At 68.3% G+C, this 26,510-nt stretch carries 22 protein-coding genes and 1 tRNA gene; 5 read left to right on the top strand and 18 right to left on the bottom strand.

What is annotated here, in order from left to right; genetic code table 11:
• Positions 1-85 precede the first annotated feature (85 nt).
• The 11 genes from J3P31_RS02695 to J3P31_RS02645 form a co-directional block, all read right to left on the bottom strand.
• Positions 86-856 carry an L-iditol 2-dehydrogenase gene (locus J3P31_RS02695; RefSeq protein ID WP_210526836.1) on the bottom strand — a complete coding sequence of 257 codons (771 nt, stop codon included), beginning with the start codon at positions 854-856 and terminating at the stop codon, positions 86-88.
• Positions 853-1,854 carry an ABC transporter ATP-binding protein gene (locus tag J3P31_RS02690; RefSeq protein ID WP_210526835.1) on the bottom strand — a complete coding sequence of 334 codons (1,002 nt, stop codon included), beginning with the start codon at positions 1,852-1,854 and terminating at the stop codon, positions 853-855. Before J3P31_RS02690 ends, J3P31_RS02695 begins: the two co-directional genes overlap by 4 nt.
• 9 nt (positions 1,855-1,863) lie before the next feature.
• Positions 1,864-2,694, bottom strand: a complete 831-nt coding sequence (locus J3P31_RS02685; protein WP_210526834.1) for a carbohydrate ABC transporter permease — start codon at positions 2,692-2,694, stop codon at positions 1,864-1,866.
• 13 nt (positions 2,695-2,707) lie between these two features.
• Complete coding sequence (locus J3P31_RS02680; RefSeq protein ID WP_210526833.1) at positions 2,708-3,580, bottom strand: carbohydrate ABC transporter permease; 873 nt, start codon at positions 3,578-3,580, stop codon at positions 2,708-2,710.
• A gap of 124 nt (positions 3,581-3,704) precedes the next feature.
• Complete coding sequence (locus J3P31_RS02675) at positions 3,705-5,024, bottom strand: ABC transporter substrate-binding protein (protein ID WP_210526832.1); 1,320 nt, start codon at positions 5,022-5,024, stop codon at positions 3,705-3,707.
• A 132-nt stretch (positions 5,025-5,156) separates the two neighbouring features.
• Complete coding sequence (locus J3P31_RS02670; RefSeq protein WP_246849181.1) at positions 5,157-6,113, bottom strand: sugar-binding transcriptional regulator; 957 nt, start codon at positions 6,111-6,113, stop codon at positions 5,157-5,159.
• Positions 6,110-6,811 (bottom strand): HAD family hydrolase, encoded by a 702-nt coding sequence (locus tag J3P31_RS02665; protein WP_210526831.1) that lies wholly within the window; start codon positions 6,809-6,811, stop codon positions 6,110-6,112. Before J3P31_RS02665 ends, J3P31_RS02670 begins: the two co-directional genes overlap by 4 nt.
• Positions 6,812-6,953: 142 nt before the next feature.
• On the bottom strand, positions 6,954-7,733 hold the full coding sequence (locus J3P31_RS02660) for an RlmE family RNA methyltransferase (RefSeq protein ID WP_210526830.1): 780 nt from the start codon (positions 7,731-7,733) through the stop codon (positions 6,954-6,956).
• Positions 7,734-7,815: 82 nt separating this feature from the next.
• A complete protein-coding gene (locus J3P31_RS02655; RefSeq protein ID WP_210526829.1) occupies positions 7,816-8,865 on the bottom strand; it encodes a methyltetrahydrofolate cobalamin methyltransferase in 1,050 nt (349 codons plus the stop codon).
• Between the two features lie 3 nt (positions 8,866-8,868).
• Positions 8,869-9,798, bottom strand: a complete 930-nt coding sequence (locus J3P31_RS02650; RefSeq protein WP_210526828.1) for a methylenetetrahydrofolate reductase — start codon at positions 9,796-9,798, stop codon at positions 8,869-8,871.
• Positions 9,799-9,824: 26 nt separating this feature from the next.
• Positions 9,825-10,121: a virulence factor gene (locus J3P31_RS02645; protein WP_210526827.1), complete on the bottom strand. Its 297-nt coding sequence runs from the start codon at positions 10,119-10,121 to the stop codon at positions 9,825-9,827.
• A gap of 157 nt (positions 10,122-10,278) precedes the next feature.
• Here J3P31_RS02645 and J3P31_RS02640 point away from each other — a divergent pair, with 157 nt between their 5' ends.
• Entirely contained in the window at positions 10,279-11,388 is a 1,110-nt protein-coding gene (locus tag J3P31_RS02640) for a Ppx/GppA phosphatase family protein (protein ID WP_210526826.1), read from the top strand.
• Between the two features lie 21 nt (positions 11,389-11,409).
• On the opposite strand, the gene J3P31_RS02635 is transcribed toward J3P31_RS02640, so the two are convergent.
• Positions 11,410-13,080, bottom strand: coding sequence for an alpha-amylase family glycosyl hydrolase (locus J3P31_RS02635; RefSeq protein WP_210526825.1), 1,671 nt, complete (start codon positions 13,078-13,080; stop codon positions 11,410-11,412).
• A gap of 185 nt (positions 13,081-13,265) precedes the next feature.
• On the opposite strand from J3P31_RS02635, the gene J3P31_RS02630 reads away from it, so the two are divergent.
• Positions 13,266-14,249 carry a glucokinase gene (locus J3P31_RS02630; protein WP_210526824.1) on the top strand — a complete coding sequence of 328 codons (984 nt, stop codon included), beginning with the start codon at positions 13,266-13,268 and terminating at the stop codon, positions 14,247-14,249.
• A 155-nt stretch (positions 14,250-14,404) separates the two neighbouring features.
• On the opposite strand, the gene J3P31_RS02625 is transcribed toward J3P31_RS02630, so the two are convergent.
• The 3 genes from J3P31_RS02625 to guaB all read right to left on the bottom strand — a co-directional run bounded on the left by J3P31_RS02625 (position 14,405) and on the right by guaB (position 19,436).
• Entirely contained in the window at positions 14,405-16,537 is a 2,133-nt protein-coding gene (locus J3P31_RS02625; RefSeq protein ID WP_210526823.1) for a hybrid sensor histidine kinase/response regulator, read from the bottom strand.
• A 283-nt stretch (positions 16,538-16,820) separates the two neighbouring features.
• A complete protein-coding gene (locus tag J3P31_RS02620; protein WP_210526822.1) occupies positions 16,821-17,984 on the bottom strand; it encodes an RsmB/NOP family class I SAM-dependent RNA methyltransferase in 1,164 nt (387 codons plus the stop codon).
• 3 nt (positions 17,985-17,987) lie between these two features.
• Positions 17,988-19,436 (bottom strand): IMP dehydrogenase, encoded by a 1,449-nt coding sequence (guaB, locus tag J3P31_RS02615; protein ID WP_210526821.1) that lies wholly within the window; start codon positions 19,434-19,436, stop codon positions 17,988-17,990.
• A gap of 148 nt (positions 19,437-19,584) precedes the next feature.
• On the opposite strand from guaB, the gene J3P31_RS02610 reads away from it, so the two are divergent.
• The 3 genes from J3P31_RS02610 (at position 19,585) to J3P31_RS02600 (ending at position 22,216) form a co-directional block, all read left to right on the top strand.
• Positions 19,585-21,648: an ASKHA domain-containing protein gene (locus J3P31_RS02610; RefSeq protein WP_246849182.1), complete on the top strand. Its 2,064-nt coding sequence runs from the start codon at positions 19,585-19,587 to the stop codon at positions 21,646-21,648.
• Between the two features lie 46 nt (positions 21,649-21,694).
• Positions 21,695-21,768 (top strand) — tRNA-Gly (locus tag J3P31_RS02605).
• 103 nt (positions 21,769-21,871) lie between these two features.
• Positions 21,872-22,216 (top strand): RidA family protein, encoded by a 345-nt coding sequence (locus tag J3P31_RS02600; protein WP_210526819.1) that lies wholly within the window; start codon positions 21,872-21,874, stop codon positions 22,214-22,216.
• A 457-nt stretch (positions 22,217-22,673) separates the two neighbouring features.
• Here the strand turns inward: J3P31_RS02600 and pgi are convergent, their stop codons facing one another.
• The 3 genes from pgi to zwf are packed head-to-tail and all read right to left on the bottom strand — an operon-like array spanning position 22,674 to position 26,457.
• On the bottom strand, positions 22,674-24,278 hold the full coding sequence (gene pgi / locus J3P31_RS02595; RefSeq protein ID WP_210526818.1) for a glucose-6-phosphate isomerase: 1,605 nt from the start codon (positions 24,276-24,278) through the stop codon (positions 22,674-22,676).
• Positions 24,279-24,281: 3 nt separating this feature from the next.
• The gene (pgl, locus tag J3P31_RS02590; RefSeq protein ID WP_210526817.1) at positions 24,282-24,953 is read right to left on the bottom strand and encodes a 6-phosphogluconolactonase; all 672 of its coding nucleotides are present in this window, start codon (positions 24,951-24,953) and stop codon (positions 24,282-24,284) included.
• A 49-nt stretch (positions 24,954-25,002) separates the two neighbouring features.
• Positions 25,003-26,457, bottom strand: a complete 1,455-nt coding sequence (gene zwf, locus J3P31_RS02585) for a glucose-6-phosphate dehydrogenase (protein WP_210526816.1) — start codon at positions 26,455-26,457, stop codon at positions 25,003-25,005.
• Between the last annotated feature and the right edge of the window lie 53 nt (positions 26,458-26,510).

Below are 26,510 nucleotides of genomic sequence, written 5' to 3'. Positions count from 1 at the left end.
GCCAAGGCCCGCGCCACCCCCAGCCCGATGCCGACGCTCCCCCCCGTCACCACCGCCACCTTGCCCGCCAACCCCAGGTCCATGGTCAGGCCATCCAGTTGCCGCCGTCGACCCCATAGGTCTGGGAGACGACGTAGTCGGAATCCGAGGAGGCGAGGAAGATCGCCATGCCGACGAGATCCTCGGCGGTGCCCATGCGGCCGTAGGGGACCGACTGGCCGACGAGCCGTTTCTTCTCGCCCAAGGGGCGGTTCTCCAGGCGGGCGAACTCGGCGTCGACGCCGTCCCAATGCTCGCCATCGACGACGCCCGGGGCGATCGCGTTCACGTTGATCTTGTGCTGGATCAGGTTGAGCCCGGCGGACTGGGTGAAGCTGATGACCGCGGCCTTGGTCGCGCAGTAGACGGCGACGAAGGGCTCGCCCCGACGGCCGGCCTGGCTCGCCATGTTGATGATCTTGCCGCCCTGCCCGCGCGCGATCATGCCCCGGGCGACGGCCTGCGTGGTGAAGAACACGCCCGAAACGTTGACGGCGAAGAGCTTGTCATAGCTCTCGCGCGTGATCTCCACGATGGGCGCCGCCTCGAAGAGGGCCGCGTTGTTGACCAGGATGTCGATGCCGCCCCAGGCGCCCTCGACCTCGGCGACGGCGGATTCGATGCTGTCCTGCCGCGTCACGTCCATCTGGACCGCCATGGCGCCGTCCAGACCGGCCGCGGCCTGACGCGCGCGGTCGATGTTGACGTCACCGATGGCCACGCGGGCGCCTTCCCGGGTGTAGGCCTCGGCAAAGGCCAGTCCGATGCCGCGGGCCGCCCCGGTGATCAGGGCGCGCTTGCCTTCCAGTCGTTTCATAGCCGCTGTCCATTCTGGTCGAATCTGTGGATCTTGTCCGCCTCGGGCGTGAGGAACACCGTGTCCCCGTGCCGCAGGGCCACCTCGCCGCCCGCGCGGACGGTGAGGCCGGGCGCCAGCCCGGTGTCGTGGACATGGAAGAAGGTGTCGGAGCCCAGATGCTCGGAGACGCCGACGACCCCCCTCCAGTCGCCCATCGTCGGGTGGACGCCGATGTGCTCGGGCCGGATGCCGATGGTGTGGGCGCCGAAGCGCTGCGCCTCGGGGCCAGAGATGAAGTTCATCTTGGGGCTCCCGATGAAGCCCGCAACGAACAGGTTGCGCGGGTTGCGGTAAAGCTCCAGCGGCCCGCCCACCTGCTCGATCCGGCCGGCGTTGAGGACCACGATCTTGTCGGCCATGGTCATGGCCTCGACCTGGTCGTGGGTCACGTAGATCATGGTGGTCCTGAGCTTCTCGTGAAGCTCGCTGATCTCCATCCGCATCCCCACCCGCAGGGCGGCGTCGAGGTTGGAGAGCGGCTCGTCGAAGAGGAAGGCCGAGGGCTCGCGCACGATGGCGCGGCCGATGGCCACCCGCTGACGCTGCCCGCCCGACAGCTGCCCCGGCCGGCGGTCGAGGTAGCTCGTCAGGTTCAGCACCTTGGCGGCCGCCTCGACCTTGCGGTCCTGCTCGGCCTGGGACGCGCCCGCCATCCGCAGCGGGAAGGCGATGTTCTTGCGCACGCTCATGTGCGGGTAGAGCGCGTAGCTCTGGAACACCATGGCCAGGCCGCGCTTCGCGGGCGGCATCCCCGTCGCGTCCCGCCCGTCGATGGTGATGCGGCCGGCGGTGGTGTCCTCGAGCCCGGCGATGAGGCGCAGGAGCGTGGACTTGCCGCAGCCCGAGGGGCCGACGAACACCACGAACTCCCCGTCCTCGATGTCGAGGTCGAGCGGCGGGATGACCTCGGCGTCGCCGAAGCGCTTGGTGACGCCCGAGAGGATGATCTGTCCCATGATGTTCCCTTACTTGACGGCGCCGAAGGTGAGGCCGCGCACGAGCTGGCGCTGGCTGAACCAGCCCATGATCAGGATGGGCGCGATGGCCATGGTCGAGGCGGCGGACAGCTTGGCGTAGAAGAGCCCCTGCGGGCTGGAGAAGCCCGAGATGAACTTCGTCAGCGGCGCGGCGTCCGTCACCGTGAGGTTGATGGTCCAGAACGCCTCGTTCCAGGCCATGATGACGTTCAGGAGAAAGGTGGAGGCGATCCCCGGCACGGCCATGGGCGTGAGCACGTAGAGGATTTCGGACATGAGCGAGGCCCCGTCCATGCGCGCCGCTTCCAGGATCTCGCCCGGGATTTCCTTAAAGTAGGTGTACAGCATCCAGACGATGATCGGCAGGTTGATCAGGGTCAGGATCAGCGTCAGCCCGATCCGGGAGTCCAGAAGGCCCAGCGTCTTGAAGATCAGGTAGATGGGCACGAGCACGCCGACGGCCGGCATCATCTTGGTGCTCAGCATCCACATCAGAAGGTCGCGGGTCTTGCTCCCCGGCACGAACGCCATCGACCAGGCGGCCGGTACCGCGACCGCCAGCCCCAGGATCGTGGAGCCGAGCGAGATGATGACCGAGTTCCAGAAGTAGTCGAAGTAGTTCCGCTGGTTCTGCACGTCGACGTAGTTCTTCACCGTCCAGTCGAAGAACAGGAACTGCGGCGGCGAGGCGACGGCGATGGGCTCGGGCTTGAAGCTCGTCAGGAAGGTCCAGAGGATCGGGAAGAACAGGAGAAGGGCCACGGCCCAGGCGAGGACCGTGTTCAGCAGCTTGCGTTGGGGGGTGACGGCGCGGGCCATGGGCGGAGTCTCCTCAGGCGTCCAGGTTGCGGCCGACGGCGCGCATCAGGAACATGGCGACGATGTTGGCGAGGATGACGGCGACCACGCCGCCCGCGGCAGCCGTGCCCGCGTCGAAGTCGAGAAGGGCTTCCTTGTAGACCAGGTAGGTCAGCGTCGTGGAGGCGTTGCCCGGACCGCCGTTGGTCGTGACCAGGATCTCCCCGAAGATGCCGAGAAGAAAGATCGTCTCGATCAGGATCACGACCGTGATGGCGCGGGCGAGATGCGGCAGCATGATGAACCAGAACCGCTTCACGGGCGGCGCCCCGTCCATCTCGGCGGCTTCCAGCTGCTCGGAGGACAGCGACTGCAGCGCGGTCAGCAGGATCAACGTGGCAAAGGGCAGCCATTCCCAGGAGACGATCAGGATGATCGAGCCCAGCGGAGCCTGGCCCAGGAAGTCGAAGGGCCTCAGGCCGATGAACTTGAACAGTTCGGCGAAAAGCCCGTTCGTCGGGTTGAAGAACATGTTCTTCCAGATCAGCGCCGCGACGGGCGGCATGATGAAGAACGGCGAGATCACCAGGATCCGCACGATCCCCTGCCCCCAGAGCGGCTGGTCGATCAGCAGCGCGATCAGGATCCCGCCCACCACGGTGATGGCCAGCACGCCCACGACCAGGATCAGGGTGTTCAGGATCGCATCCAGAAAGCCCGACGTGCCCACGAAGTTGACGTAGTTCGCCAGGCCGATGAAACCGGACCGGTCGGGATAAAGCAGGTTGTAGCGCTGGAACGAGAACCAGAGCGTCAAAACCAGCGGAACGATCATCCAGATCAGGAGCAGACCCACCGCCGGCGAAAGCATCAGCCGGGCGGCGGAGCGGGAGGCTTGCGTGGACATGACGTGCTGGACCTCGCGGGTCGGGGACGGCGGCCCGGTTCGACCTTCCGCCCGGAAGGCGCCGGACCCTTGATCGGGGAAAGGCCGGCCCAGGATCGGACCGGCCCCGGATCTCGGGTGAGGGTTACTGGATGTAGCCCGCCGAGGTCATTTCCTGGGTCGCGATCTCCTGCGCCGAGGCCAAGGCTTCGTCGGCGGTCTTCTCACCCGCCAGCGCGGCCGAGAACTCCTGCCCGACCGAGGTGCCGAGACCCTGGAACTCCGGGATCGCGACGAACTGCACGCCGGTGTAGGGAACCGGGTCCACCGTCGGCTGCTGCGGGTCCGCGGCGTTGATCGAGTCGATCGTCATCTGCGCGAAGGGAGCGGCGCTCAGGTACTCCTGGTTCTCGTAGAGCGAGGTGCGCGTGCCCGGGGGAACGTTCGCCCAGCCTTCGTTCGCGGCCACCAGCTCGGTGTAGCCCTTGGACGTGGCCCATTCGATGAACTGCTTGGCCGCGTCCGGAGCGTCCGAGGAGGACGGGATCGCCAGCGCCCAGGACCAGAGCCAGTTCGCCCGCTTGCCCTTGCCGGCGTCCGGGGCGAGCGCGAAGCCCACCTTGTCGGCGACCGTCGAGTTGTTCGGGTCGGTCACGAACGATGCCGCCACGGTGGCGTCGATCCACATGCCGCACTTGCCTTGCTGGAACAGCGTCAGGTTCTCGTTGAAGCCGTTCGAGGAGGCACCGGGCGGGCCGTAGTTGTTCATCAGGTCGAGGTAGTCGGTGATCGCGGCCTTCCACTCGGGGCTGTCGAACTGGGGCTGCCAGTTCTCGTCGAACCAGCGGGCGCCGTAGGAGTTGGCCATGGTCGTGAGGAACGCCACGTTCTCGCCCCAACCGGCCTTGCCGCGCAGGCAGATGCCGTACACGCCAGCGTCCGCGTCGTTCAGCTTGGCGGCGGCTTCCTTGACGAAGTCCCAGGTCGGGGCGTCGGGCATGGTCAGCCCGGCGGCCTCGAACAGGTCCTTGCGGTACATGATGAACGAGGATTCGCCATAGAAGGGCACGGCATAAAGGTTGTCGTCCACCGACAGGCCGGCGCGGATCGGCGGCAGGATGTCGTTGACGTCGTATTCGGCCGGCAGGTCGTTCAGCGGCACGAGCCAGCCCTGCTTGCCCCAGATCGGAACCTCGTAGGTGCCGATGGTGATCACGTCATACTGGCCGCCGTTCGTGGCGATGTCCGTCGTCACGTTCTGGCGCAGCACGTTCTCTTCGAGGGTCACCCATTCCAGGGCGATGTCGGGATGCTGGGCGGTGAAGTCGTCGGTCAGGCCCTGCATCCGGACCATGTCGCCGTTGTTCACGGTGGCGATGGTCAGCGTCGTTTCCTGGGCCGACGCGGCCAAGCCGATGGCGCAAAGCGCCGTTGCCCCCAGAAGGGCCCGGGTCGTCATTGTCATTGTTCCTCCCCTTTGCCCGTTCGGGCAAATGCTTACTCGGTGAGCAAATATTCTTGACCTACGGCCCGCCTGTCAAGACAGGTTCCACGCCGCGATGCGGCATAAACCGAACTAGGACAGTAGCTTGCCGCTTCATCGGAGCAACCATTCGGCCGTGGCCTCGTTGGTGACCAGACCGCTGACCAGCTGTCCCCTCAGAGCCGCGCGGATGGCGGGAACCTTGCCCTCGCCGACGGCGACGGCGACGACCATCCGCTCGTCTGCCCGGGGAAGAGGCGCAGAGGCGACGCGACGGGTGAACGGGCTGTCCATCACCTGCCCATCGGCATCGTAGACCCAGGACGTGATCTCGCCCGCGGCTCCGGCCCGGACCAGCTCCTTCATTTCATCGAGGGTCATGAAGCCATCGACGACGAGCGGGGCCTTCGGCCCGATCGGTCCCACCCCCACGAGGGTCAGGTCAGCCTTTGCGCAGAGCGCCAGGGTGTGGCGCACGGATTTCTGCCCATGGAGCACGGCCAGTTCGGCCTCGTCCTCGGCCAGAACCGGCAGAGGGAATGGATAGTGCGGCGCACCGACCCGGTCGGCCATCCGGATGACGGCGTTGTAGGCGGTGGCCTGCCCGTCCGACATCATGTTGCCGAGCAAGGACACGATCCGATGCTGCGGGCAATCCATCCGGGACAGCGCCTCGACCGTGGCCTTGAGCGCGCGGCCGGTGCCAAGCGCGATGATCTTGGGGTCGGGGCTCCGGAGCGTCTTTTCCAGCAGCCCGGCAGCGGCACTGGCCACTCCGGCCAGGAGGTCAGGCGCGGCAGGGTCCGAGGGCACCACCTCGGCCAGCCGAAGGCCATAGCGGTCGGTCAGCGCCGCAGCCAGATCCATGCACCGGCCGATCGGGTGATCGAGCCGGACCTTCACCAGCCGTTCCGCCATGGCCATCGCGACGAGCCGCTGCGCCGTCTGCCGCGACACGCCCATCTTCTGGGCGATCTCGTCCTGGGTGTTCCCGGCGACGTAATACAGCCAGCCCGCACGGGCGGCCTCGTCCAGCCGGGTGGGAGGAGATGAGAAACGTTGGGTCGTCAACTTCGAAGCTCCGATTCTGGCCGAGCCTCGACAAGGGTCGGATAGACCGCCACGAGGTCCGTCCACGACCAGAATGGCGTCAACCGGCTCTCGCTGTCAAATGGCTGGGCAATGTCCCCGTCCCGCAGGGAGGCGAGATGGCTGGCCCCCGCGAAGAACGCGACCTGCATTCCTGCGGCCTGCGCGGCCTCCAGGCCAGGGGCGCTGTCCTCGATGACTAGGCAGGCCTGCGGCGCGACGCCCATCTGCTGCGCCGCATGGAGGAACAGGTCGGGGGCGGGCTTGCCACGCGGCACCTCGCTCGCCGTGAAGACCCGGGGGAAGAAGCGGTCCAGCCCCGCGATGGCGAGGCTCCGCGCCGCCCTCTCGGGCGAGGAGGACGTCGCGACGCAGGCGCGAACGGCCAGGCGAGCCAGGACGTCGAGGACGCCGGTCGTCGGCCGCAGATCCACCTCGAAGCGTTCGAGAAGCCTGCGGCGGTAAGCCGCCTCGAAGTCGGCCGGCAAGGCCGCGCCCAGCACCTCGCGAATATGCCGGGCGACGGTCGGAAAGCTCCGCCCAAGGAAGTTCCGGCGAACGTAGGCTTCGTCGAACATCACACCGGCCTCGCGGGCGAGCTCGACCAGCACGCGGGCCGAGATGACCTCGCTGTCGATGAGAACACCATCGCAGTCGAAGATCACGAGGCTCGGGGTCATGGTCGGGGGCCAGCGGAACGGGATGTGGATCAAGGGCCTAGCATGGCCGCGCCGGCCCGCCAACGTCCGCCTCGACAACCCAGGTTCCGATGCGAACCACGAGTGTCGGGCGCGGGCTTGGCCCGGACCGGTCAAGCTCCGCTCAGGTGATCCCGGACGGTTCCACGTCGCGGTCCGGGTCGGACAAGTCGGCGTCCGAGGAGGGCCGGCCGCGAAAGCCGGTCGCCACGACGAACTTCTCCGACGAATCCGAGCGCGAGGCCGGGGGCTTCACGTTCTCGACCTTCCGGAAGGCCAGCTTGAGCCGTTTCTGCAGCTCTCCTTCCGCGCCGCCCGCCAGGACCTTGGCCACGAACACCCCGCCCGGGGCGAGCACGTCGAAGGCCAGTTCGGCCGCCGCCTCGCAGAGCGCGATGATACGAAGGTGATCGGTCTGCTTGTGGCCCGAGGCAGAGGCAGCCATGTCCGACATGACGACGTCCGCCTGCCCGCCCAGCCATTCCTTGACCTTCTCGTCGGCCCCGTCGCTGAGGAAGTCGAGCTGGTGGATCTCGGCGCCCGCGACGGGATCCACCTCCTGCAGGTCGAGCCCGAGAACGCGGCCCTGAGGCTTGCCCGACTTCTCGCCCAGGGCGTTGACCCGGGGCACCGCCACCTGCGCCCAGCCTCCGGGGGCCGAGCCGAGGTCCACGATCCGTGCGCCCGGCACGAGAAAATGGAACTTGTCGTCCAGCTCGATCAGCTTGTAGGCGGCGCGGCCCCGATACCCCTCGGCCTTGGCGCGCCTCACATAGGGATCGTTCAGCTGCCGCTCGAGCCAGAGCTTGGAGGACAGCTTGCGCCCCTTGGCCGTCTTCACCTTGACGGTCAGGTCGCGCTGCCCCCGTCCAGAGGTCGGCTTTCCGGTCGGGGGCTTGGGCATGGCAACACCGTTCGTCAGATTCCTTCCGCCAGATAGGCCTTCGTTCAGGAAGTTGCCACCACGGGCGGAAGGATCCGGGACGTCAGGCGCGACGGCGACCCCCGGCCCGGCGCTGACGACCCTCGCCCTCGGCCGCGGGCGGGCGATTGAACTTGATCCAGTCACCGCCCGAGGGATCGTTGTTGGTCAGGAAGTTGGCGGCGCGGATGGCTTCCATTTCCTTGCCGGGGCGGGCCTTGGTCGACCCCAGGCCGAACAGCTGCACGAAGGTCTCATCGTCCATGCCTTCGGGAAGGACGACGCCCGCGGCAGCGACCTCGGCCTTCTTTTCGGCGATGGCCTTCTGCGTGATCGGCAGCGCCACCGGGTTCATGATGGCGCTGGTCATGCCCGCGCCCATGGCCATCGGCAGGAAGGCGTTGTTGATGCCGTGCCGGTTCGGGAGCCCGAACGAGATGTTGGACGCCCCGCAGGTCGTGTTGACGCCCAGTTCCTCGCGCAGGCGGCGGACGAGCGTGAACACCTGCAGCCCGGCGGTCGCCATCGCGCCCACCGGCATCACCAGCGGGTCCACGACGATGTCATGGGCCGGGATGCCGAAGTCGGCCGCGCGCTGCACGATCTTCTTGGCGACGGCAAAGCGGACGTCGGGGTCCTCGCTGATGCCGGTGTCGTCGTTCGAGATCGCCACGACCGGCACGTTGTACTTCTTGACGAGCGGCAGCACGAATTCGAGCCGCTCCTCCTCGCCCGTGACCGAGTTGAGGAGCGGGCGGCCCTTGCACACCTGCAGACCGGCCTCGAGCGCGGCCGGAACCGAGGAGTCGATGCAGAGCGGCACGTCCACCAGCCCCTGCACGAGCTCGATGATCTTGCGCATCAGCGGCGGCTCGGTCTCGTTCGGGTTGGGGTTGGAGTTGTAGACCACCCCGGCGTTGATATCGAGAACGGTGGCCCCGCAGGCGACCTGGGCGATGGCGTCCGCCTCGACGGTCGAGAAGTCCCCCGCCTCCAGCTCGGCCGCGAGCTTCTTGCGCCCCGTCGGGTTGATGCGCTCGCCGATCACGCAGAAGGGCTGGTCGAAGCCGATGATCGCGGTTTTCGTCTGCGATTCGACGATGGTACGGGTCATTCTCTATCCGTTGGCTGCGAGGGCGGGCGATTGCCCGGTGCGGGTGTTGGCCCAGCTGGCGGCGGTCGAGATGCCGCCCAGCGGGAAGATGTGGACCTGCTCGATCCCGAAGGCCGGGTGCGCGGCCTTGTGCGCGGCCAGCTGGTCCACGACATCGTCGGGCTCATAAGGCAGGAGAAGCTTGGTCACGTCCAGCGCGCGCTTCTGCAGCACCTGAAGCGAGGGACCCACGCCACAGGCGATGGCGAACTTGATCAGGGTCTGGAGCTTGGCGGGACCCGCGATGCCGATATGGACCGGCAGGTCGATCCCCTCGGCCTTCAGGCGGTCCACCCAGGCGATCACGGGCTGGGCGTCGAAGCAGAACTGGGTGGCGAGCGCCAGCTTGGCTCCGGTCCGCTGCGCGAAGGCCTGCTTCCAGCGCAGGGCCTCCATCACCATGCGGTCGGACCCGTCCGGATCGATGTCCTTGTTGCCTTCCGGGTGGCCGGCCAGGTGCAGGCGCTTGAACCCGTGATGGTCGAAGAGCCCGGTCTCCAGCAGGTCCATGGAGGAGGCGAAGTCGCCCGCCGGGTCCTTGCGCCCACCGGCGAGGATCAGGCCCTCGGTGATGCCGGCCTCGCCCTGGTAACGGGCGATCCAGTCCGCGAGCGTGGCGCGGTCGGCGATCGAGCGGGCCGGGAAGTGCGGCATGACGTCGAAGCCCTGCCCCGCGATCCGCTTGGCGGTCGCGACCATGTCCTCGATGGCGGTGCCATCGATATGGGCGATGTAGACGCGCGTGCCGGGTGGCAGGATCGCACGGAAGTCCTCCACCTTCTCGGCGGTGCGGGGCATGACCTCGATGGACCAGCCCTTGAGGAATTGTGCGGTGCCGATGCCGGGCGTGGCAGGAGCCTCGGCCTTGCGGCGCATGAAGGGGAGAAGCGACATGAGAACCTCCGGAAGGCGCAGGGACGTCACGCCCGGCCGTCGTTGTCGATCAGCGTCCTGAGACGCGCGGTGTCGTATTCGGCCTCGATCCGATCGGCTTCGGCGCGCGCGACCTCGGCGGGCTCTCCCTCGACCGGGTAGGCCGGGGCCTTGCGCCATTCAGCGAGGTAGGAGTCGGTATCGCGCGCGCCGGCCTTCATGGCGGCACGGTCGATCGCCTGCTCGAACCGTTCGCTCAGCTGGATCTTGGTTCCACGGCGGCCCGACCCGACGATGATCTGGGCCGGGATGTCGCGCCAGTAAACGATCGTGACGTCAGGCATGGGGTCCTCGCAGTTCCTGGCCTGCTTCTATGCCAGGACACGACATTCGCAATGCCGGTTTTCGACATGTCCCGCGTTCCATGCGACTGCGTGAGACTTGCGCCGACCGCGCTCCTGCCGCTACAGTCGAAGCAAGTTCAGATTGGAGGGCGCGTCCATGGCGCCCAGGCGTCCCGAGAGCGCGGGCGCATTCCCAATCGCGGTCGAGTCGCCCGCGCCAGCAATTCCCGATCCGGCGACGCTTTATGCGGCGCTGGACCTGGGCACTAACAGTTGCCGCATGCTGATCGCGCAGCCGAAGGGCAGCGGGTTCCATGTGGTCGACAGCTTCTCGAAGTCCGTCCAGCTCGGTCAGGGGCTGGAGGCGACGGGACGTCTGTCGCGAACGGCCATGGCCCGGACCATCGGGGCCATCCGGATCTGCAAGCAGAAGCTGGCCCGGCACAACGTCGGCCGGATGCGGCTTGTTGCGACCGAAGCCTGCCGCCGCGCCCGGAACGGCGCCCAGTTCCTCCAGCAGGTCCGCCGCGAGACGGGCCTCGCGCTCGAGATCATCCAGCCCGAGGAGGAGGCCCGGCTCGCCGTCATCTCCTGCGCGCCGCTCGTTTCGACCCGGACCGAGCAGCTTCTGGTCGTCGACATCGGCGGCGGCTCCACCGAGCTCGTCTGGATCGATCTCACCAGCGTTCCCCGGCGGGAGCGGCCGCGCGCCATCATGCGGCTCCACGCGGGGTTCCGGCAGGCGCCTGCCCCGTTTCCGGTGGCCAAGGTCGTCGACTGGATCAGCGTGCCGCTGGGCGTCGCGACTCTCCGCGACCAGTTCGAGGACGTCGAGGACGACGCGGCCCGCTTTGCCCTGATGAGCTGGTACTTCGAGGAGAACCTCGCAGCCTTTGCCCCCTCGGCCACGCCGCAGTCGCGCGAAGGGTTCCAGATCATCGGCACCTCCGGCACCGTGACCACAGTGGCGGCGAGCCATCTTGGCCTCAAGCGGTACGACCGCGCCAAGGTCGACGGGCTCAGGATGACCTCGGACCAGATCGACGCGGTGGTCCGGGATTACCTGATGCTAGGTCCGGACGGACGCAGGGCCGACCCTCGAATCGGCAAGGACCGGCACGAGCTCATCATGTCGGGCGCGGCGATCCTGCAGGCCCTGATGCGGCTCTGGCCCACGGACCGACTTTCGGTAGCGGACCGGGGCCTGCGCGAGGGGCTGCTTTACGCGCAGATGAGCGCGGACGGCGTGCTCGAGGATGCCCTCTGATCCGATCCGCCCGCGCGACCGTCAGCCCGCCTTCAGCATGAGGCAAACCTGCCACGGGCCGAGCGTCACCTCGGCTGCCCCGTCGGCCACGGGAACGGACAGGACGGGATCCGCCACCGTCCACTCCCCCGGGGGGACTGCGATCGTGCTCGCCGTGCCGCCCAGGTTCACGGCGACAAAGACCTGCTCGCCCCCGCCGATCCGAACGAACTCCACCACGTTGCCGGCCGCCAGCATCGGGGACTGCGCGCCGGTGCGCAGCGCCTGGTGGGCCTTTCGGAAGGCAACCGCCCGACGGTAGTGCGAGAGCATGGAGGACTCGTCCTCATCCTGGGACGCGACCGAGAGCGGCAGATGCGTTGGCGAGACCGGAAGCCAGGGGCGCCCTGTCGAGAAGCCGCCAGCCTGGTTCGATGGCTCCCAGACCATCGGCGTGCGGGCTCCGTCCCGCCCCTTGAACTCGGGCCAGAAAGCGATGCCGTAGGGATCCTGCAGGTCCTCGAACGCCACGTCGGCCTCGGGAAAGCCAAGTTCTTCGCCCTGGTACAGGCAGACCGAGCCGCGCAGGCACATCAGCAGCGTGGTGTAAGCCCTTGCGGCCTCGTCCGACAGGTTCCAGCGCGTGAAATGGCGAACGGTGTCGTGGTTCGAATAGGACCAGCACGGCCAGGCATCAGGCGCCGCCCGCGACAGGCGGTCGAAGGCGGTCGCGATGAAGGGGGCCGTGGCACGGCTCGGCTGGAGCAGCTCGAAGGGGTAGCACATCTGCACCTTGTCCCCGCCGCTCGTGTATTCGGCCATGATCTCGAGGCCACGCTGCGCGTCGCCCACCTCGCCCACCGCCGCCGCACCGTAGGGCACCAGCTCGGACCGAAATCTCCGCAGGAATTCAAGGTTCTCGGGTTGGTTCTTCGAGAACAGGTGGAGCTGGTGGTTGTAGGGGTTGACCGACGGCGCGATGGAGTCGTTCCGCATCTCCTTCGGAAGTGGAGGGTTGTCCCGCAGATATCTGTCGGCAAAGTAGAAGTTGATGGTGTCCAGCCGGAACCCGTCGACCCCGCGCTTCAGCCAGAACCGCACCACGTCGAGAAGCGCGTCCTGCACCTCGGGGTCGTGGAGGTTGAGGTCCGGCTGGGAGGTCAGGAAATTGTGCAGGTAATACTGCTCGCGCCCGGGATGCCATTGCCACGCCGAGCCGCCGAACACGGACAGCCAGTTGTTCGGCGGCGACCCGTCGGCCTTGGGTTCGGCCCAGACATACCAGTTGGCCCGCGGGTTGTCGCGCGACTGCTTGCTTTCCATGAACCAGGGATGCCGGTCGGACGTGTGCGACAGGACCAGGTCGATCATGACCCTCAGTCCGAGATCGTGGGCGGTCGCAACGACGCGGTCGAAGTCCGCCAGCGTCCCGAACATCGGATCGACGTCGCAGTAGTCCGAAACGTCGTAGCCGAAGTCCTTCATCGGCGAGGTGAAGAAGGGGCTGATCCAGATCGCCTCGGCCCCGAGGCGGGCGATGTGCGGCAGGCGGTCGGCGATGCCGGCAAGGTCTCCGATCCCGTCCCCGTCCGAGTCCTGGTAGCTCCGGGGATAGATCTGGTAGATGACCGCCCCACGCCACCATTCCGGATCCAAGGGAAGAGGCGTCACTCCGGGGAGGTAATCAGGTCCGGTCTCGCTGGTTGACAGCATCGTTGTCCTCGTTGAACGGGCAGAGGTGGTGTTGGCAGACCCCGGAGTCGACGTCCAGAGTCCCCCCAGAGCCGCACAGATGTTCCGGGGGCAGCCTCCTGGCAAGTTCGGCCTGCGTCGCGCAACCTTGATGCCCGGTGCCGAAGGAGCCTATGAGCATCGAAGCCCCTGCCACGAGGTTCCCCATGCCCGTTCCGTCCTCCATGCTGACCTTGGTTGCCGACGTCGGCGGGACCAATACGCGCGTTGCGATCGCACAAGGGTCGGAGGTGGTGACCTCGACCATCCGGCGTTACGCGAATGCCGATTACCCGACCCTGGAGGATGCGCTGCGTCGCTTCATCTCCGACGAAGCGGTCAGCGGACTGGCGGCGGCCTGCGTCGCCGTGGCGGGTCCGGTCAAGGATGGACGCGGGACCCTGACCAATCGCGACTGGGCCATCGACAACGCGACCCTGAGCCGGGCGACAGGGGCCCCGACCGCCGCGATCCTCAACGATCTTCAGGCGCAGGGTCATGCGATCGGCTTCGTCGACCCGGCCCGGACCATCTCTGTCATCCCCGCCACCGAGATCATCCCCCATGCGCCCAAGCTGGTGATCAACCTGGGCACGGGCTTCAACATCGCCCAGGTGTTCGACACCGAGGCGGGGCGTCTCGTGCCAGCGGCCGAGGCCGGGCATGTCACCCTGCCCGTCCGCTCCGAACGTGACCTTCGTCTGGCCCGGTTCGTCGGGCAGACGCATGGGTTCGGTTCGGTCGAGGAGGTTCTGTCCGGCCGGGGCATCGTGCAGGTCTTCGACTGGCTCGGCCAGGAGGAGGGCGACGACCGGCGCGCGACCTCGTCCGAGATCATGGACGAGATGTCCCGCGAGGCCGACAGCCGGGCCGGCCGGGCCGGTCGCGTCTTCGTGCAGATGCTCGGAGCCGTGGCTGGGGATCTGGCACTGACGACCTTGCCTTTTGGGGGTATCTGGCTCGTCGGCGGGCTCGCACGGGCCTTTGGCCCTTATCTGGCAGAGTTCGGGTTCGCCGAAGCCTTCCGCGACAAGGGGCGCTTCTCGGAGTTCATGAGGAGCTTCGGGGTCGGGATCATCGAGGACGACAACGCGGCCCTGACGGGGTCCGCGGCGCACATCGCCGGGATCCTGCAGCGACGTCTCATCTGAGCAGGGTGCAGGTGACCTCAGGCCTGCCCTGCTCGTCTGAGGATTGACCGCCCCCTGAGTCCAAGCCGGCAAGCGCGGAATCATATCACAACGTGCAGAACCGGCCGGACCGCGCGGCGGGGACACGGCGCCGGTCATCGCGAGATCGGAACACGCTAGTCCGTGGAGAGCTGACGCTCGACCAGCGCGGTGAGTTCAGTGAGAGAGAAGGGTTTCGGCAGGAACACCGAGCCCGGCACCTGTGCCTTCCGTTCCGTGAACGTCTCCTCGGCGTAGCCGGAGGCGAAGATGACCTTGAGACCTGGCCGCGTGGCCAGAGCGGCCTGCACCCAGCTCGGGCCGTCCATGTCCGGGAGCACGACGTCGGTCAGGATCAGGTCCAGTTGCAGGTCGGGATCCGACAGGACATCGAGGGCCGCCGCCGCGGTTGCGGCCTCACGGACGTTGTGCCCGCGCAGGCGGAGCGCCCGCGCCGCAAAGGCCCGGACCGGGTCTTCATCCTCCACGAGCAGGATGGTGGCCGTCGTCGGGCGAAGGACCGGACGCTGGCTCACAGGTCGCGGAGCTTCGTCCTTGGGGCGATCATGCGCAGGCAGCCAGAGCGTGAACGTCGAGCCCCGGCCGACCTCGCTTTCCACGAAGATGAAGCCGCCGGACTGCTTGACGATGCCGTAGACCGTGGAAAGCCCCAGCCCAGTCCCCTCACCCGGCTTCTTGGTGGTGTAGAAGGGCTCGAAGATCTTCGACAGGCGGTCAGGTGGAATGCCGACCCCCTCGTCCGTGACCTGCACGAGCACATACCGCCCGGCCGGGACGTTGGCGCGGCCGATGGTCTGGGGAAGGTCCAGATGCCGGTTGGTCGTCTCGATGCGGATCGTCCCGCCGGTCGGCATGGCATCCCGCGCGTTCACCACGAGATTCATGATGACCTGTTCCAGTTGGCGCCGGTCAGCCCGGACGTGCAGCAAGGCAGGGTCGTGATGAAGCGCCAGACTGACCTTTTCGCCCACGAGGCGGTTGAGCAGATGCGTCAGGTCCGACAGGGCATCCCGCAGGTCCAGCGTTTCCGGCATCATGTTCTGCTTCCGCGAGAATGCCAGAAGCTGTCCCACCAAACTGGCCGCGCGGTTCACGTTATGTCGGATCTGGATCAGGTCCGCGTATTCCAGGTCGCCCTCGTCGTGCCGCAACAGCAACAGGTCGCAATGTCCCGAGATCGCGGTCAGCAGGTTGTTGAAGTCATGGGCGACCCCGCCGGCCAACTGACCCAGGGCCTGCATCTTCTGGCTTTGGGTGAACTGCGCCTCCAGGGCCTTCAGCTCGCTGACGTCGTCCAAGACGGCGATCAACTGCGGGGTGTCGGCCGGACCCGCAGGACTGAGCGAGACCCGGACCACGGTGTCCTGATACGCCCCCGAGCCCCGCAGGACCTGCGGCCCCGCGTTGGGCCGCCCATCCATCACATCCGACACCCACTCGATGATCGGGCGACCCAGGCCTTCCAGGATGTCGGACAGCCGGACGTCCGGTCCCAAAGGCATGGGCAGTAGCGTCCGGGCGTGTCGGTTGGCCGCCAGGATGACCCCCGACGGACCGATCTTCAGGAGCGGGACCGGGAGATCCTCGACGGCCGCCCATTCGCCCAGACCCGGCTGTATCTCCGGCGGCGGCAGCAGGAGGATCGTCCGGTTCCCGCCGGGCAACCGGGTCGCCTCCGCCACGAGTTGCAGGCGACGGTCGCCGAAGCAGGACACGAACTGCACCCGACCCAGCCGCAACGGAGCATCCGCCGCAAGCTCATCGATGTGCTGTGGCAGGATCCCCCCCAGCGCCCGGAAGGCCGCATTTCCCGAAAGGATAGCCCCCTCGGCGTCGGCCTGAACCGAGGCGATCTCCGTTCGTTCCGCACCGTCGCGTTCCATGCGCCAGATGGCGAGATCCGGTGCGACGCGGTGAACCGAGAGCCGGACCTTGCGATCCGGCGACGCCAGCGCTTCGTTCGCAAAGCCGCTTTCTCGCGCTCGGGCAAGCAGACGATCCATGGTCGCCTCGGCATCGGCGACAAGCGGCCGCAACACCTCGGCCAAGGTGTCCTGCGACGGGAGGCTTTCGCCATGACGCAGGATCCTGCCCGCCTCATCGACGAGGAAGCCCTCTGAGGGATCATGCTCGGCAAAGGCCATGAAGGCCTGGATCTGGGCCTGTCGCATGGCGGAGCGCCAAAGCATGGCGGCGACCACGACGATTGCGACGCCGAACAGGATCGCGCCGGCGAACCGAGCCGTCATCCGGAGCCAATCCGAGACAGGCAGAGCCGACCCGGCCGTGATGAGGACGGCTGCCAGCAGGACGCCCGACGCCAGCGACCCGCGACGTCGGTGCGAGGTCGAGTCCTGGCCAGGAGGAGCGCGTCTGCGACGGCCGCTCCCATGATCGGGAAGGGCCGATGCCCCGTCCGCCCCGGCACGTTTGCGATCCGCTTCGGTCACCTGACCTCCTGCCCGCTCAAGCGTTCGAGACAGACCACAGAATGCTTAACTTCCGGTTAAGATGCGCCAGCGGGTCCGCGTCTCAGGACGTTCGCCGGAGAACCGTTTGGAAGAAGCCGTCCCCCTCCTCGCCCGGGGACAGCCGCATCCGGTCCACCACCACCCATCCGGGATGGTGGCCCAGGAATGCGTCGACACGATGTTCGCATTCGTCCAAAAGGACGGAACAGGTCGCGTAGGCGAGGTGTCCGCCGGTCCGGACCAGCGGCGCGGCCTTGGTCAGAATCTGATCCTGAATGGCGCAAAGCTCGTCCAGACGGTCCGGCGTCAGGCGCCATTTGGCATCGGGGGTTCGCCGCCAAGTGCCGCTGCCCGAGCATGGGGCGTCCACGAGAACCAGATCGTAGGGGGCAGAGGCGACCGGGTCCTGAACTGTCGTGACGTGGAGCCCGGCCCGGTCCGCCCGGGGCGGGAGGTCGATCATCCTCCGGGCGTCGATGTCATGAGCATGGAGGCTCATCTCCGCCAGGGCGCCCATGGCCAGAGTCTTGCCGCCGCCGCCCGCGCAATAGTCCAGGACCCTCGCACCGGGTGCCACAGGCAGCCGGAGGACGGCGGCCTGGGACGAGGCGTCCTGAAGCTCGACGAGGCCGCCCAGGTAGGCCTTGGAACCTCCGACCCTGGCCGCCCCCTCGGTGACCCGGAGCGCGGTCCGAACCTGCGCGCTGGGCTCGGTCGAGATGCCCTCCGCCGCGAGGAGGGATCGCGCCTCCTCTGGGGTGGCCTTGCGGAGGTTGACCCTCAGGTGAACAGGCGCGCGGGCCGTCAAGGCGAGGCAGACCTGCTCGACTTCGGGGCCCAGAGAGGCCTGCAGCCGCGGCAAAAGCCAGTCCGGCACATCCAGCCGCACCGCGAGCGGCGCATCCGACAGGTCGAGACCACCGTCGCCCTCCGTCGGCGGAGCCAGGGCGTGCCCCTCGCCGGTCATCATCGACGCCGGATCGACCCCCGCAAAACGCAGGCGCCCGAGCATGAGCCCGCGCCCGGTCTCGGACCCGCCGACCCAGGCCAGCGAGCGACGTCGGCGCAGCGCATCGTAGACGAGGTCCCGGACTGCCGCGCGATCCTTGCTCCCGGCAAAGCGCGAGGCGCGCGCCCAGTTGGTGAGCGCCCGCTCGGCTGGGGTGCCGGCCAGCACCTCATCGAGGAGATCGGCCGCGGCCGCTATGCGGGCCCCTGGCGTCATGCGTCAGCCGACCCGGTAATTCGGGCTTTCGCGGGTGATCTGCACGTCGTGGACGTGGCTTTCGCGCAGGCCGGCGCTCGTGATCTTCACGAAATGGCAGTTCCGGCGCATCTCCTCGACGGTAGCGTTGCCGGTGTAGCCCATGGCCGCCCGCAGGCCGCCGACCAGCTGGTGGATCACCGCATGGGCCGAGCCCTTGTAGGGCACCTGACCTTCGATGCCCTCCGGGACCAGCTTGTCCGAGGCCGCGTCCTTCTGGAAGTAGCGGTCGGCTGACCCCCTCGCCATGGCGCCCAGCGATCCCATGCCGCGGTAGGATTTGAAGGACCGGCCCTGGTACAGGATGACCTCGCCAGGGCTTTCGTCCGTTCCGGCGATCATGCTGCCCACCATCGCGCAGGACGCCCCGGCGGCGATGGCCTTGGCGAAGTCGCCCGAATACTTGATGCCGCCATCGGCGATCACCGGGACGTCGCCCGCGGCCTGGGCCGAATCCATGACGGCGGTCAACTGCGGCACGCCCACGCCCGCCACCATCCGCGTGGTGCAGATGGAGCCCGGGCCGATGCCGACCTTCACCCCGTCCGCGCCGGCGTCGATCAGCGCCCGCGTTCCTTCGGCGGTCGCCACGTTGCCCGCGATCACCTGGACCTCGTTGGACAGCGCCTTGAGGCGGCTCACCGCCTTGCCGACGCCTTCGGAGTGGCCGTGCGCGGTGTCGATCACGACGATGTCCACGCCCGCCTCGATCAGGGCCTGGCTCCGTTCATGGCCCGCCTCGCCCACGGTCGAGGCGGCGGCGACGCGCAGGCGACCCAGGGCGTCCTTGCAGGCCACCGGGTTCAGGACCGCTTGTTCGCTGTCCTTGAGAGTCAGGAGGCCGGTCAGCTTGCCCTGCCCGTCCGTGATCAGCAGCTTCTCGATCCGGCGGGCCTTCATGAGGCTCCGCGCGGCGTCGAGGTCCGCGGGCTCGGTCAGGACGGCGAGGTTGTCGCCGGTCATCATGACGCTGACGGGGGTGCGGTCGTCCGAGGCGAAGCGCATGTCGCGGTTCGTCACGATCCCGACGACACGGTTCCGGTCATCCACCACCGGAAAGCCGGTGACGCCGTGCCGCGCCATGAGCGCCTTGGCGTCCGCCAGCGTCTGGTCCGGGCGAAGGGTGATGGGCGAATCCACGATCCCCGACACGAAACGCTTGACCGCCCGCACCTCGGCCGCCTGAGCCTCGACGTCGAGGTTCCGGTGGATGACGCCAATCCCGCCCGCCTGCGCCATCGCGATGGCCATCCGGCCCTCGGTCACGGTGTCCATCGCCGAGGACAGGAGCGGGATGTTCATCGAGATGCCCCGAGTCACGCGGGTGCGGGTGTCGGCCGTCGAAGGCAGGACCGACGAGGCGGCAGGCACCAGTAGGACATCGTCGAAGGTAAGAGCTTCGCGAATCTGCATGGATGCAACCTCCTGGGCTTCGGCTGGAATGGCGCCTCTTGTCACGGAACGTCGGCTGACGCAAACCGCCTTCGGGCTGCCGTTGCCGGTCCATGCGGGGACCCATGCGCGTTGTAAACCAAAGCCCGCCTTCCGATGGAGCATCGCTTTGACCGAGATCAGGCCCCTTTCCCCCCCCGTGGGCGCGACCGGCGACGCGCTTGTCATCTTCACCCCCTCCGGCAAGCGTGGCCGCTTTCCGATCGGGACGCCCGTGCTGACGGCGGCGCGGCAGCTTGGCGTGGACCTCGATTCGGTCTGCGGCGGCCGCGGCATCTGCTCCAAGTGCCAGGTGACCCCGCAGTTCGGCGAGTTCCCGAAGCACGGCGTAAGCGTCTCTGCCGACGCCCTGTCGCCCTGGAACGCCGTCGAGGAGCGGTACGACCGCATCCGGGGGCTGCCCGAAGGGCGGCGGCTGGGCTGCCAGGCCAGGATCGAGGGCGACATCGTCATCGACGTGCCCCCCGAAAGCCAGGTCCACCGGCAGGTCGTCCGCAAGGCGGCGAGCGAGCGCGAGATCGTCATGGACCCCGCGACGCACCTCCATGTCGTCGAGGTGGCCGAGCCCGACATGCACGAGCCGCGCGGCGACCTCGAGCGTCTGGCCGACGCGCTGAAGGAGCAGTGGGGCGTGGAGCGGGTGACGGCGCCGCTGCCGGTCCTCGCCAAGCTCCAGCAGGCGCTCCGCAAGGGGGAGTGGCAGGCGACGGTCGCCCTCTGGCGGGGCGACGAGGGGCCGGCCAAGGTCCTCGACATCTGGCCGGGCTTCCATGAGGGGCGCATCTACGGGCTGGCCATCGACCTCGGCTCCACCACCATCGCGGCGCACCTGACGGACCTGCGGAACGGCACGGTCAAGGCCAGCGCGGGGGTCATGAACCCCCAGATCCGCTTTGGCGAGGACCTGATGAGCCGGGTCTCCTATGCCATGATGAACCCGGGCGGCGACCGCGAGATGACGGCAGCCGTGCGGACCGCCATCGACGGGCTGGCGCAGGGCCTCGCGGCGGAGGCCGGGATCGCGGCCCGCGACATCCTGGAGATCGTGTTCGTCTGCAACCCGGTGATGCATCACCTCCTGCTTGGCATCGACCCGGTCGAGCTGGGACAGGCGCCCTTCGCCCTCGCGACCTCGGCGTCCATGTCGCTGGAGGCGCGGGACCTCGGGCTGGGGCAGGTGAACGAGGCGGCGCAGGTCTACGTCCTGCCGCTGATCGCGGGGCATGTCGGGGCGGATGCGGCGGCGGTGGCCCTGTCCGAGCGTCCGGACCAGTCCGAGGACCTCGTGCTCACCGTGGACGTGGGCACGAACGCCGAGATCCTGCTCGGGGACCGGAGCCGCGTGCTCGCCTGTTCGTCGCCCACCGGGCCGGCCTTCGAGGGGGCGCAGATCAGCTCGGGCCAGCGTGCCGCGCCGGGCGCGATCGAGCGGGTCGAGATCGACCCGGCGACCAAGGAACCCCGGTTCCGCGTCATCGGCTCGCCGCTCTGGTCGGATGAAGCCGGATTCGCGGAATCGATTCCGGGCACGGGCGTCACCGGGATCTGCGGGTCGGGCATCATCGAGGTCGTGGCGGAGATGCGGCTTGCCGGGCTCCTGGACGCCGGCGGGCTGATCGGCTCGGCGGAGCAGACGGGCACCCCCCGCTGCGAGCCGCAGGGGCGGACGAACAGCTACCTGCTGTGGGACGGGACGGCGCAGGGCGGGCCGCGCATCAGCGTCACGCAAGGCGACATCCGGGCGATCCAGCTCGCCAAGTCGGCGCTCTATGCAGGCGCGCGGCTTCTCATGGACGAGATGGGCGTGGACCATGTGGACCGGGTGACGCTGGCGGGGGCCTTCGGGGCGCATATCAGCCCCAAGCACGCCATGGTGCTGGGCATGATCCCCGACGTTCCGATCGACAAGGTGCAAAGCGCGGGCAATGCGGCCGGGACCGGAGCGCGGATCGCGCTCTGCTCCGTGGCGGCACGGCGGGAGGTGGAGCAGCTCGTGTCCCGGATCACCAAGATCGAGACCGCGATCGAGCCGCGCTTCCAGGAGCATTTCGTGGCGGCGAACGCGATCCCGCACGCCACGGACCCTTTCCCGAACCTGCTCGCCGAGGTCACGCTGCCCCACGTGGCCTTCAACGCGGGCGGAGGCGAAGGACGCCGTCGCCGGGGCCGGTGACGCCTTGACGCCGCCCGGAGGACCATTTACCTCCGGGCGCATCACCGCGGGTATGGTGAAAAGGTATCACGAAAGCTTCCCAAGCTTCAGTTACGGGTTCGATTCCCGTTACCCGCTCCAAACCTCCCTCCTCGACGCGACGGACAGGCCGGTTCCCCGGATCGGGTGGCCTTTCCGGCCGGATCGACGTAAGCGATCCGCGACCACGACAAGGGAGAGTCACATGACCGACATCCGCCGCATCGGCCCGGGCCCGCGCATGAGCGAGGCCGTGGTGTTCAACGGCATCGTTTACCTGGCCGGGCAGATCGCCGAGGGCGCGACCGTGACCGAGCAGACGCGCGGCGTGCTGGCCGAGGTGGACCGCCTGCTGGCCGAGGCAGGCACGAGCAAGGCGCGTATCCTCACCACGCAGATCTGGCTCTCGGATATCGGCACCTTCGGCGAGATGAACGCCGTCTGGGACGAGTGGGTGGACCGGGACAATCCTCCGGCCCGCTGGACGGGCGAGGCCAAGCTCGCCACCCCTGACTACAAGGTCGAGATCATCGTCACGGCGGCGGCCTGACGCGAAACCGGCTTTCGCTCGGCCGATCAGGCCCGCGAGGCGGTTGGCAGACATGAAAAGATCCCGCGGGGCCCCTGGGTTGCCCGCGGGACCCCGACGCGGGGACGTTGCGGACCTGGCCAGGCCGTCCCATCGGACGGGCTTGAGTCTATGGGGGCGCGGGGGAGGATCTCCCCGGCCCGGTATGAAGGCGGCTCAACGTGGCGCGCCGATGGGGCGCCCACGACGGGGCGCCAAGCCTGCTCATGCTCTCCGATCCCCGGGCGGACGGCCCGGCCGAAATGGGGTCTGGTGCGATGCAGACTGGCAGGAACAGGTTAACGAGACCCTACGCCACCGCGCGGTGCGGGCCCGAATCGCGCAACCGATGAGATGGTCGCTCTCGCGGGCGGTCGGCCATCGGTGGCGCTGGACGGCCACCGAAGCCGGGGCCGCCGCACCGTCGCAGGTCAGCGGATCACGCCCCGTTCGTTCGCAGGAACCGGACCAGGCCGGCGGTCGAGGCGTCCTTGCCGGTGGTGTCCTGTTCCCCCGAGACCATCGGGGCGAGCGTGTTCGCCAGCTCCTTGCCCAACTCCACGCCCCACTGGTCGTAGGAGTTGATGCCGAGGATGGCGCCCTCGACGAAGACCCGGTGCTCGTAGAGCGCGATGATCTGGCCCAGGGTGAACGGGTCGAGCTGCGGATAGGCCAGCGTCGTCGAGGGGCGGTTGCCGGGGAAGACGCGGTGGCTGGCCTGACGCTCCAGCTCCTCGCCGGTCAGGCCGCGCTGCGACATGATTCCCCGCGCCTCGTCCATGGAGCGTCCACGCATGAGCGCCTCGCTCTGCGCCAGGCAGTTGGCGATCAGGAGCTGGTGCTGGTGGTGCAGGTCCTCCTCGTGCCCCCGCGCGGCGACCAGGAACTCGCAGGGGATGACGCGGGTGCCCTGGTGGATGAGCTGGTAGAAGGCGTGCTGGCCGTTGGTGCCGGGCTCGCCCCAGACCACAGGACCCGAGGGCACGTCGAGCGGCGTGCCGTCCATGCTGACCCGCTTGCCGTTCGACTCCATCTCGAGCTGCTGGAGGTAGGCGGGGAGCCGCATCAGGCGGTTGTCGTAGGGCAGCACGGCGCGGGTGGCGTAATCGCAGACCTGGTTGTGCCAGACCCCCACGAGCGCGAGGAGCGCGGGCATGTTCTCGTGCCATGCGGCGGCCTGGAAGTGGCGGTCCATGGCCTGCCCGCCGCGCAGGAAGGCGCGGAACGCCTCGGGCCCGATGGCGATCATCAGCGATAGGCCGATCGGCCCCCACATGGAGTAGCGCCCGCCGACCCAGTCCTCGAAGCCGAAGACGCGGGACGGGTCGATGCCGAAGGCGGCGGTCTTGTCGCCGGCGGTCGAGAGCGCCGCGAACTGGGCCGCGGCGTCCGGCACGGTCTGCGACATCCAGGCCTTGGCCGTGCGGGCGTTGGCCATGGTTTCCTGAGTGGTGAAGGTCTTGGAGGCGACGATCACCAGCGTCGTGGCCGGGTCGCAGGCCCGCAGCACGTCGGCGATGTCGGCGGGGTCCACGTTGGAGACGAAATGCGTGCGCGGGCCGTTATGATAGGGGGCGAGCGCGATGGCCCCCATCTTGGGCCCGAGGTCCGACCCGCCGATGCCGATGTTCACGACGTCGGTGTAGCGGCCGCCCTGCCCTTTCTCGCGCCCGTCGCGGACGGCGGCCGCGAAGGCCTCCATGCGCGCCAGGGTGTCGAGCACGCCGGGCATGACGTCCTGTCCGTCCACCATCACCGGGCCGCCGTCGAGGTTGCGCAGCGCGGTGTGGAGGACGGCCCGGCCCTCGGTCTCGTTGATCTTGTCGCCCCGGAACATCGCGTCGCGCTTCTGGGCGACGCCCGCCGCATCGAGCAGCCCGATCAGGAGCCGGCGCCCTTCTTCGTCGATGTTGGTCTTGCTGTAGTCGAACAGCATGTCGCCGACGCGGACCGAGAAGTCCTCGGCGCGGTCGGTGCCGTCGAAGAGGGACAGGATGGGGCGGTCCTTGACCGCGTCATGGTGCGCGCGCAGGGAATCCCACATGGCTCAGCTCTCCGCCCAGTGAACAGTGGCGCCCTTGAGGACGGCCGCGACGGGCGCCTCCTCGGGCGGAAGGGACCGGGCCCGCTCGAGCGCGTCGCGCTTTTCGGCCCCGGTGATGACGATGTGACGCGAGATGGCGCGGCTCAGGACGGCGGCGGACAGGGTCACGCGCGGTTCCGGCGCGCCCGGGGCCCGCATCGGCACAAGGATCACCTCGCCCGTCAGGGCCTCATCCAGCCGGTCCGCGCCGGGAAAGAGCGATGCGGTGTGCATGTCCGCCCCCATGCCCAATAGGCAGACGGTGAGGGGCAACACCTCGGAGATCGCCTCGGCCAGGGCGGGGATGCCCTCCTCGGGCGTCGCGGTCGGCGCGTGGAGGGGAAGGTAGCGCGCCGCGGCGGCCTTGCCGACCAGCAGCCGCTGGCGCAGCAGCCGCGTGTTCGAGCGTGGCGACTCCTCGGGCACCCAGCGTTCGTCGGTCAGCATGACCGAGACGCGGTCCCAGTCGAGGTCGGCGGCGCAGAGCGAATCGAAGATCGGGCCCGGCGTCGTGCCCCCCGGGACGGCCAGGGAGGCCGCCTCGCTGGATTGGAGGGCCTGCCGAAGCTCGCCCGCGAGGCGCTGGGCAAGCTCGATCATCATCATCTCGGAGTCGGGGTAGGTGACGAGTTCCATGGGATTCCTCAAGCGACCGGGGAGAGCATAGGCAGCCTTGGGCCGCCGCCTAGCCCCTGATGTCGCGCCAGCGCCGCCCCTCGCGGTGGAGGAGCATCAGGGCGTCGTCCGGGCCGGACGATCCCGGGTCGTAAAGCTTGGGCACGTCGTTGCGCCGTTCCCAGCCCGCGATGATCGGGTCGGTCCAGGCCCAGGCGGCCTCGACCTCGTCGCCGCGCATGAACAGGGTCTGGTTGCCCCGGATCACGTCCATGATGAGCCGTTCATAGGCGTCGGGCACGTCCTTGCCATCCTCGCCCAAGGCGGTGGCGAAGGTCATGTCGAGCGGACGGTCGATCAGCCGCATCCCGCCCGGGCCGGGCTCCTTGATGGTGACGAAGAGGTCGATGCCCTCGTTCGGCTGGAGGCGGATGGACAGGATGTTGCGGTGGCGCGCCTGGTCGCCCTCGAAGATCGTGTGCGGCAGATCCTTGAACACGACCGCGATCTCGCTGTGCCGGGCGCGGAGCTTCTTGCCGGTGCGCAGGTAGAAGGGCACGCCCGCCCAGCGCCAGTTGGCGATCTCGGCCCGGATGGCGATGAAGGATTCGGTGAAGCTACGGGGGTTGCCCGCCTCCTCGCGGTAGCTGGGGCCGTCGCCGTCGGCGTCGTACTGCCCGCGCACGATGTGGTGGGCGAGGACGGGCTTGAGCGCGTGGATGACCTTGAGCTTTTCGTCGCGGACGGCGGCGGCCTCGAACCGGAAGGGCGGCTCCATGGCGATCAGGCACAGGAGTTGCATGAGGTGGTTCTGCACCATGTCCCGCATGGCGCCGGACTTGTCGTAATAGCCGCCGCGCCCCTCGACGCCCACCGTCTCGGCCACGGTGATCTGGATGTGGTCGACGTAATGGTTGTTCCACAAGGGCTCGAACAGGACGTTGCCGAAGCGGACGGCCATGAGGTTCTGGACCGTTTCCTTTCCGAGGTAGTGGTCGATCCGGTAGATCTGCTCCTCGCGGAAGTGGGCGGCCAGCGTCTGGTTCAGGGCGCGGGCCGATTCGAGGTCGCGGCCGAAGGGCTTCTCGACGACGATGCGCGCCTCCTGGTCGGCGATGCCGTGCTGGTGGAGGCGTTCGGCCAGCGGGCCGAACAGGCTGGGCGCGACCGAAAAGTAGAAGGCCCGCACGACGCCCGGGCGCATGATGCCGGCCAAATGCTGCCATCCCCCCTCTCCCGTGGCGTCGATGGCCACGTAGTCGAGCCGCTGCAGGAAGGCCTCGAGGCTCTCGCTGTCGCGCGACTCCTCGCCCCCGAACTTGAGGATGCCGTCGCGGATCATGTCGCGGTAGGCGGAGGCGTCCATCTCGGTCCGGGCGGCGCCGATGACCCGGGCGTCGGGCGGCATCTGGCCCGCGCGGAAGCGGCGGAACAGCCCGGGAAGGATCTTGCGCCGCGCGAGGTCGCCCGTGCCGCCGAAGATCACGAGGTCGAAGGGTTCGACCGGGATGACGCGCGAGACCATGCCTATGGCTCCTTCCAGGACCGTTAGCGCTAACAGCGGTCGACTTACCCCTA

This window comes from Rubellimicrobium arenae, from assembly GCF_017916275.1.
Lineage (GTDB): Bacteria > Pseudomonadota > Alphaproteobacteria > Rhodobacterales > Rhodobacteraceae > Rubellimicrobium > Rubellimicrobium arenae.
Note: the sequence above shows the minus strand (reverse complement) of the source record. Positions and strands in the feature narration are given on the sequence as shown.

Bases quoted from the DNA above. Each gene is read 5' to 3' on its own strand.
- J3P31_RS02695 (WP_210526836.1), bottom strand. From the start codon at position 856: ATGAAACGACTGGAAGGCAAGCGCGCCCTGATCACCGGGGCGGCCCGC.
- J3P31_RS02690 (WP_210526835.1), bottom strand. From the start codon at position 1,854: ATGGGACAGATCATCCTCTCGGGCGTCACCAAGCGCTTCGGCGACGCC.
- J3P31_RS02685 (WP_210526834.1), bottom strand. From the start codon at position 2,694: ATGGCCCGCGCCGTCACCCCCCAACGCAAGCTGCTGAACACGGTCCTC.
- J3P31_RS02680 (WP_210526833.1), bottom strand. From the start codon at position 3,580: ATGTCCACGCAAGCCTCCCGCTCCGCCGCCCGGCTGATGCTTTCGCCG.
- J3P31_RS02675 (WP_210526832.1), bottom strand. From the start codon at position 5,024: ATGACAATGACGACCCGGGCCCTTCTGGGGGCAACGGCGCTTTGCGCC.
- J3P31_RS02665 (WP_210526831.1), bottom strand. From the start codon at position 6,811: ATGACCCCGAGCCTCGTGATCTTCGACTGCGATGGTGTTCTCATCGAC.
- J3P31_RS02660 (WP_210526830.1), bottom strand. From the start codon at position 7,733: ATGCCCAAGCCCCCGACCGGAAAGCCGACCTCTGGACGGGGGCAGCGC.
- J3P31_RS02655 (WP_210526829.1), bottom strand. From the start codon at position 8,865: ATGACCCGTACCATCGTCGAATCGCAGACGAAAACCGCGATCATCGGC.
- J3P31_RS02650 (WP_210526828.1), bottom strand. From the start codon at position 9,798: ATGTCGCTTCTCCCCTTCATGCGCCGCAAGGCCGAGGCTCCTGCCACG.
- J3P31_RS02645 (WP_210526827.1), bottom strand. From the start codon at position 10,121: ATGCCTGACGTCACGATCGTTTACTGGCGCGACATCCCGGCCCAGATC.
- J3P31_RS02640 (WP_210526826.1), top strand. From the start codon at position 10,279: ATGGCGCCCAGGCGTCCCGAGAGCGCGGGCGCATTCCCAATCGCGGTC.
- J3P31_RS02635 (WP_210526825.1), bottom strand. From the start codon at position 13,080: ATGCTGTCAACCAGCGAGACCGGACCTGATTACCTCCCCGGAGTGACG.
- J3P31_RS02630 (WP_210526824.1), top strand. From the start codon at position 13,266: ATGCCCGTTCCGTCCTCCATGCTGACCTTGGTTGCCGACGTCGGCGGG.
- J3P31_RS02625 (WP_210526823.1), bottom strand. From the start codon at position 16,537: ATGACGGCTCGGTTCGCCGGCGCGATCCTGTTCGGCGTCGCAATCGTC.
- J3P31_RS02620 (WP_210526822.1), bottom strand. From the start codon at position 17,984: ATGACGCCAGGGGCCCGCATAGCGGCCGCGGCCGATCTCCTCGATGAG.
- guaB (WP_210526821.1), bottom strand. From the start codon at position 19,436: ATGCAGATTCGCGAAGCTCTTACCTTCGACGATGTCCTACTGGTGCCT.
- J3P31_RS02600 (WP_210526819.1), top strand. From the start codon at position 21,872: ATGACCGACATCCGCCGCATCGGCCCGGGCCCGCGCATGAGCGAGGCC.
- pgi (WP_210526818.1), bottom strand. From the start codon at position 24,278: ATGTGGGATTCCCTGCGCGCGCACCATGACGCGGTCAAGGACCGCCCC.
- pgl (WP_210526817.1), bottom strand. From the start codon at position 24,953: ATGGAACTCGTCACCTACCCCGACTCCGAGATGATGATGATCGAGCTT.
- zwf (WP_210526816.1), bottom strand. From the start codon at position 26,457: ATGGTCTCGCGCGTCATCCCGGTCGAACCCTTCGACCTCGTGATCTTC.